The sequence below is a fragment of the Thauera phenylacetica B4P genome, from assembly GCF_000310225.1.
GTDB classification, from domain to species: Bacteria; Pseudomonadota; Gammaproteobacteria; order Burkholderiales; family Rhodocyclaceae; genus Thauera; species Thauera phenylacetica.
The window spans coordinates 1-4,703 of the sequence record NZ_AMXF01000281.1; the positions used below are offsets into that span (position 1 = coordinate 1).

Consider the following 4,703-nt stretch of genomic DNA (forward strand, 5'->3'; position numbering starts at 1 on the left):
CCGAGGGCGAGGCCCTGCGTGCGCGGCTCGCCGCGCGCGCGCAGCCGCGCGAGCCGCTCGCCTGGCATGCGCCCTGCACGCTGCAGCACGGCCAGCGCATCCGCGGCACGGTCGAGTCCCTGCTGACGGCGGCGGGCTACGCGCTCACCCCGGTGCGCGACGCGCATTTGTGCTGCGGTTCGGCAGGCACCTACTCGATCCTGCAGCCCGAGCTCTCCGGCCGCCTGCGCGCGAACAAGCTCGACGCCCTGCTCGAAGGCGGCGCCGGGCGGATCGCCTCGGCCAACATCGGCTGCATCACCCACCTGCAGGCGGGCACGGACAAGCCGGTGCTGCACTGGATCGAGCTGATCGACGCCCGCCTGGGCCCAGCCCCGTGATGAACCGCACCGGGCGTGACGGATTTCACGCCCGGCTGCGGACCCGGGCCGGATTCCGCCGCCGGTTCCCCGATCCGGGTTGATATCATGGCGTGATCCGTCCCGATCAGCTCCACTCCCGACCCCATGCCCTTCACCGCCGAAACCTGTGTCGCGATGCATCTGGGCGACCGCAAGGAACAGCAGGACCGCGTCGCGCTGTTCGGCCACCCGAAGCGCCCGGGCATGATGATGGCGGTGCTCGCGGACGGCATGGGCGGCCACAGCGGCGGCGCCATGGCGGCCGAGCAGGTGCTGATGCGCGCGCGGCAGAACTTCGAGGCCTACGCGCCGCTGCACGAGACGCCCGAGCACCTGCTGCGCAGCATCATCGACGAGGCCCACGTCGTCATCAAGCTGACCCGCTTCACCAGCGAGCAGGACCCGCACAGCACCGCGGTCGTCTTCATGATGCAGCAGGGCAAGGCCTACTGGGCGCACTGCGGCGACTCGCGCATGTACCACTTCCGCGGCACGCGCACGATGTCGGTGAGCGGCGACCACTCGCTGGTCGCCGAGCTGGTGCGCAAGGGCCGCCTGGACGATCGCGCCGCGCTGCGCCACCCGCAGCGCAACGTGCTGCTGTCCTGCCTGGGCAGCGACCGCGAGCCGCGCATCGACTACGGCCGCGAGGAGTCGCCGCTCGCCGGCGACTGCTTCCTGCTGTGCTCGGACGGGCTTTGGGCGCACTTCACCGAGTTCGAGCTCGCCTCGACCCTGCAGGAGTTCCCCGCGCGCGCCGCCGCCGAACGCCTGGTCGCGCTCGGCCGCGAGCGCGCAGCCGGCACCGGCGACAACATCTCGCTCGCGGTCGTCAAGTTGGTCGAAGCCCGCACCGACGCCGCCACCCCCACCCGGCCCGCCATCGCGCGCTGAAACCACCGGGCCATCCCTGGCCGGCGCTCTTACACAAACCGTCGCGCGCCCCGACCGGCCCCGCCAACCGCCGCGCGCGCCGGCCCTCCCTGTAGGAGCTGCGGCAGCTGCGAACCCGGCGTTCCGGCAAATGACGCGCGTACAGAACCCCACCGCCGCCTTCGCGCCTGCCGGCGCTCCTACATGAACCACCACGCATCCCGGCCACCTGTTGGCGCTGCACGAAGATGGTGCGCGAAGCTTGATTGAAGTTAATATCGATGGGTGTCGGTCTCGCTAGCCCGCCAGTCGGGGCAGGGAGAGACAACAATCAAGAGGCATGCGACCGACGCGTCATTCTTCGAACCCCTCTAACCCTTCAATATGGAGGAGTACATCCATGCCTCTGGTCATCGGAGTGCTCAAGGAAGTCCATCCCGGCGAGCGACGGCTGTCCGTCGTCCCGGACGTGGTCAAGAAATACCAGGGTCTGGGCGCCAGCGTGGTGATGCAGAAGGACGCCGCCAAGGGTGCGCACTTCCGCGAGACCGACTTCGCGGACGTCAGCTGGGTCGATAGCGCGGCCGACGTCGCCGCCGCGGCCGACGTGGTCCTGTGCGTGCAGCCGCCCGCCGCCGAGACCCTCGCCGCCATGAAACCGGGCAGCGTGCTGTGCGGCATGCTGCAGCCCTGGTACAGCGCCGAGCGCGTGCAGCAGCTCGTGGACGGCCAGGTCTCCGCCTTCGCGCTCGAGCTGCTGCCGCGCATCTCGCGCGCGCAGAGCATGGACATCCTGTCCAGCCAGGGCGCGGTCGCGGGCTACGAGTGCGCGCTGATCGCCGCCGACCACTCGCCCAAGTTCTTCCCGATGCTCACCTACGCCGCCGGCTCGATCCGCCCGGCCAAGGTGCTGGTCATCGGCGCCGGCGTCGCCGGCCTGCAGGCGATCGCCACCGCGCGCCGCATCGGCGCCATGGTCGAGGGCTACGACGTGCGCCCCGAGACCCGCGAGCAGATCGAGTCGCTCGGCGCCAAGTTCGTCGACACCGGCGTGTCGGCGGTGGGTGCGGGGGGCTATGCGCGCGAGCTCACCGAGGAGGAGAAGGCCAAGCAGGCCGAGCGCCTCGCCAAGGCGGTGGCGCAGTGCGACGCGCTCATCACCACCGCGGCCATCCCGGGCAAGAAGGCGCCGCGCATCATCACCGCCGACATGATCGCGCGCATGAAGCCGGGCGCGGTCGTGGTCGACATGGCAGCCGAGACCGGCGGCAACGTCGAGGGCACGGTGGCCGGCGAGAAGGTGTGGATCGACGACGTGCTCGTGATCGGCCCGACCAACATCCCCAGCCGCATGCCGGTGCATGCCTCAGAGATGGTCGCCAAGAACCTGTTCAACTTCATCTCGCCCTTCATCAAGGACGGCGCGCTCGCGCTCGACTGGGAGGACGAGGTCATGGCCGGCAGCTGCCTGGCGCATGCGGGCGAGCTTCGCCACGCGGGCGTCAAGCAGGCGCTCGGACTGTAAGGAGGAAATCCCAATGGATGGCTTTACCGCGTTGTACATCTTCGCGCTGGCCGCGTTCACCGGTTACGAGGTGATCTCGCGCGTGCCGGTGATCCTGCACACCCCGCTGATGTCGGGTTCCAACTTCGTGCACGGCGTCGTGCTGATCGGCGCCATGGTGGCGCTCGGCCATGCCGACCCGGAGAGCCCGCTGCAGCTGCTGATCGGCTTCTTCGCGGTGTTCCTCGGCGCGGCCAACGCCGCCGGCGGCTACATCGTGACCGAGCGCATGCTGGGCATGTTCAAGGCCGGCGGCCGCAAGCAGGGGGGTGAGCAATGACGTCGAACTGGTTCGTGAACATGGCGTACTTCATCGCCGCCATCGTGTTCATCTTCGGCCTCAAGGCGATGGCTTCGCCGGTCACCGCGCGCAAGGGCGTGGTGTGGGCCGGCTACGCGATGATCGGTGCCACGGTGGCCACCTTCTTCATCCCCGACCTGCACAACATCGGCCTGATGGTGGTGGCGATCGTGCTCGGCGGCGGCGTGGCCTGGTATAGCGGCAAGGTGGTCAAGATGACCGACATGCCGCAGATGGTCGCGATCTACAACGGCATGGGCGGCGGCGCCGCGGCCGGCATCGCGGCGATCGAGCTGGTGCGCGGCGTGCCGCACGACGCGATCACCTCCACGCTGCTCGCGCTCGGTGCGGTGATCGGCGCGGTGGCGTTCTCGGGTTCGTGCGTGGCCTTCGCCAAGCTGCAGGGCCTGATGAACAAGGCGATCCGGCTGCCAGGACAGAACAACATCAACTTCCTGCTCTCGGTCGTCACCATCGGCATCGGTCTCACCGTGGCCTACTCGGCGCACCCGAGCGGCTTCGAGATCTTCCTGTTCTTCGTGCTGGCGCTGGCGCTGGGCGTGATCCTGGTGCTGCCGATCGGCGGCGCCGACATGCCGGTGGTGATCTCGCTGCTGAACGCCTTCACCGGCCTCGCGGTCGGCTTCAAGGGCTTCGTGATCGGCAACCCGGCGCTGATCGTGGCCGGCATCGTGGTCGGCGCCTCGGGCATGCTGCTCACCCAGCTCATGGCCAAGGCGATGAACCGCCCGATCAAGAACGTCATCTTCGCTCCGATCACCGGCGCGGCCGTGGAAGGCGGCGAGGCGGTCGAAGGCACGATGCGCGAGCTCTCGGCGATGGATGCGGCGGCGCTGATGCGCTACGGCCAGAAGGTCATCATCGTGCCGGGCTACGGCATGGCGGTCGCGGGCGCCCAGCACAAGGTGTGGGAGATGTCGCAGCTGCTCGAGGAGGCGGGGGTCGAGGTGGTGTTCGCGATCCATCCGGTCGCGGGCCGCATGCCGGGTCACATGAACGTGCTGCTGGCCGAGGCCGGCGTGCCCTACGACAAGATCTTCGACCTCGACGAGATCAACGCCGACTTCGCCCAGGCCGACGTGGCCCTGGTGATCGGTGCCAACGACGTGGTGAACCCGGTCGCGCGCACCGACAAGTCGAGCCCGATCTATGGCATGCCGATCCTCAACGCCGACATGGCGCAGAACGTCATCGTGGTCAAGCGCGGCAAGGGCGCGGGCTACTCGGGCATCGAGAACGCGCTGTTCTACAAGGACAACTGCCGCATGCTCTACGGCAGCGCGCAGGAAGCCATCGGCGAGGTCATCCAGCACGTGAAGTCGATGGAGGGATGATGCCGAACCACCCGCCGGCGCCAGCGTCGGCGGGTTTCGCTCGAACCGGAAGCGCGTCGGGCCGCAAGGGCAGGGGTCTCCCCTGCACCTGCGGCCCGACGCGCGTTCACATTCCTCGGCGCTTTCTCGCCCTTTCGCTTGCCCTCTCGCTCGCCCTGTCCGCCGGCCCGGTCCTCGCCCAGAGGGCGCCCGCGGCCGCCGCCGCGCCC

The 4,703-nt window shown here is 69.3% G+C and carries 5 protein-coding genes; all 5 read left to right on the plus strand.

Features of this window, described 5'->3' with window-relative positions:
* Window positions 1-380: heterodisulfide reductase-related iron-sulfur binding cluster (locus tag C667_RS20375; RefSeq protein WP_004380396.1), on the plus strand; the 380-nt coding region annotated here is incomplete at its 5' end.
* A 126-nt stretch (window positions 381-506) separates the two neighbouring features.
* Window positions 507-1,295 (plus strand): PP2C family protein-serine/threonine phosphatase, encoded by a 789-nt coding sequence (locus C667_RS20380; RefSeq protein ID WP_004380397.1) that lies wholly within the window; start codon window positions 507-509, stop codon window positions 1,293-1,295.
* Between the two features lie 379 nt (window positions 1,296-1,674).
* Window positions 1,675-2,799, plus strand: a complete 1,125-nt coding sequence (locus C667_RS20385; protein ID WP_004380398.1) for an NAD(P) transhydrogenase subunit alpha — start codon at window positions 1,675-1,677, stop codon at window positions 2,797-2,799.
* A gap of 13 nt (window positions 2,800-2,812) precedes the next feature.
* Window positions 2,813-3,118 (plus strand): NAD(P) transhydrogenase subunit alpha part 2, encoded by a 306-nt coding sequence (locus C667_RS20390; RefSeq protein ID WP_004324745.1) that lies wholly within the window; start codon window positions 2,813-2,815, stop codon window positions 3,116-3,118.
* Window positions 3,115-4,494, plus strand: a complete 1,380-nt coding sequence (locus C667_RS20395) for an NAD(P)(+) transhydrogenase (Re/Si-specific) subunit beta (protein ID WP_004380399.1) — start codon at window positions 3,115-3,117, stop codon at window positions 4,492-4,494. Before C667_RS20390 ends, C667_RS20395 begins: the two co-directional genes overlap by 4 nt.
* Window positions 4,495-4,703 lie beyond the last annotated feature (209 nt).

Bases quoted from the DNA above. Each gene is read 5' to 3' on its own strand.
- C667_RS20380 (WP_004380397.1), top strand. From the start codon at position 507: ATGCCCTTCACCGCCGAAACCTGTGTCGCGATGCATCTGGGCGACCGC.
- C667_RS20385 (WP_004380398.1), top strand. From the start codon at position 1,675: ATGCCTCTGGTCATCGGAGTGCTCAAGGAAGTCCATCCCGGCGAGCGA.
- C667_RS20395 (WP_004380399.1), top strand. From the start codon at position 3,115: ATGACGTCGAACTGGTTCGTGAACATGGCGTACTTCATCGCCGCCATC.
- C667_RS20390 (WP_004324745.1), top strand. From the start codon at position 2,813: ATGGATGGCTTTACCGCGTTGTACATCTTCGCGCTGGCCGCGTTCACC.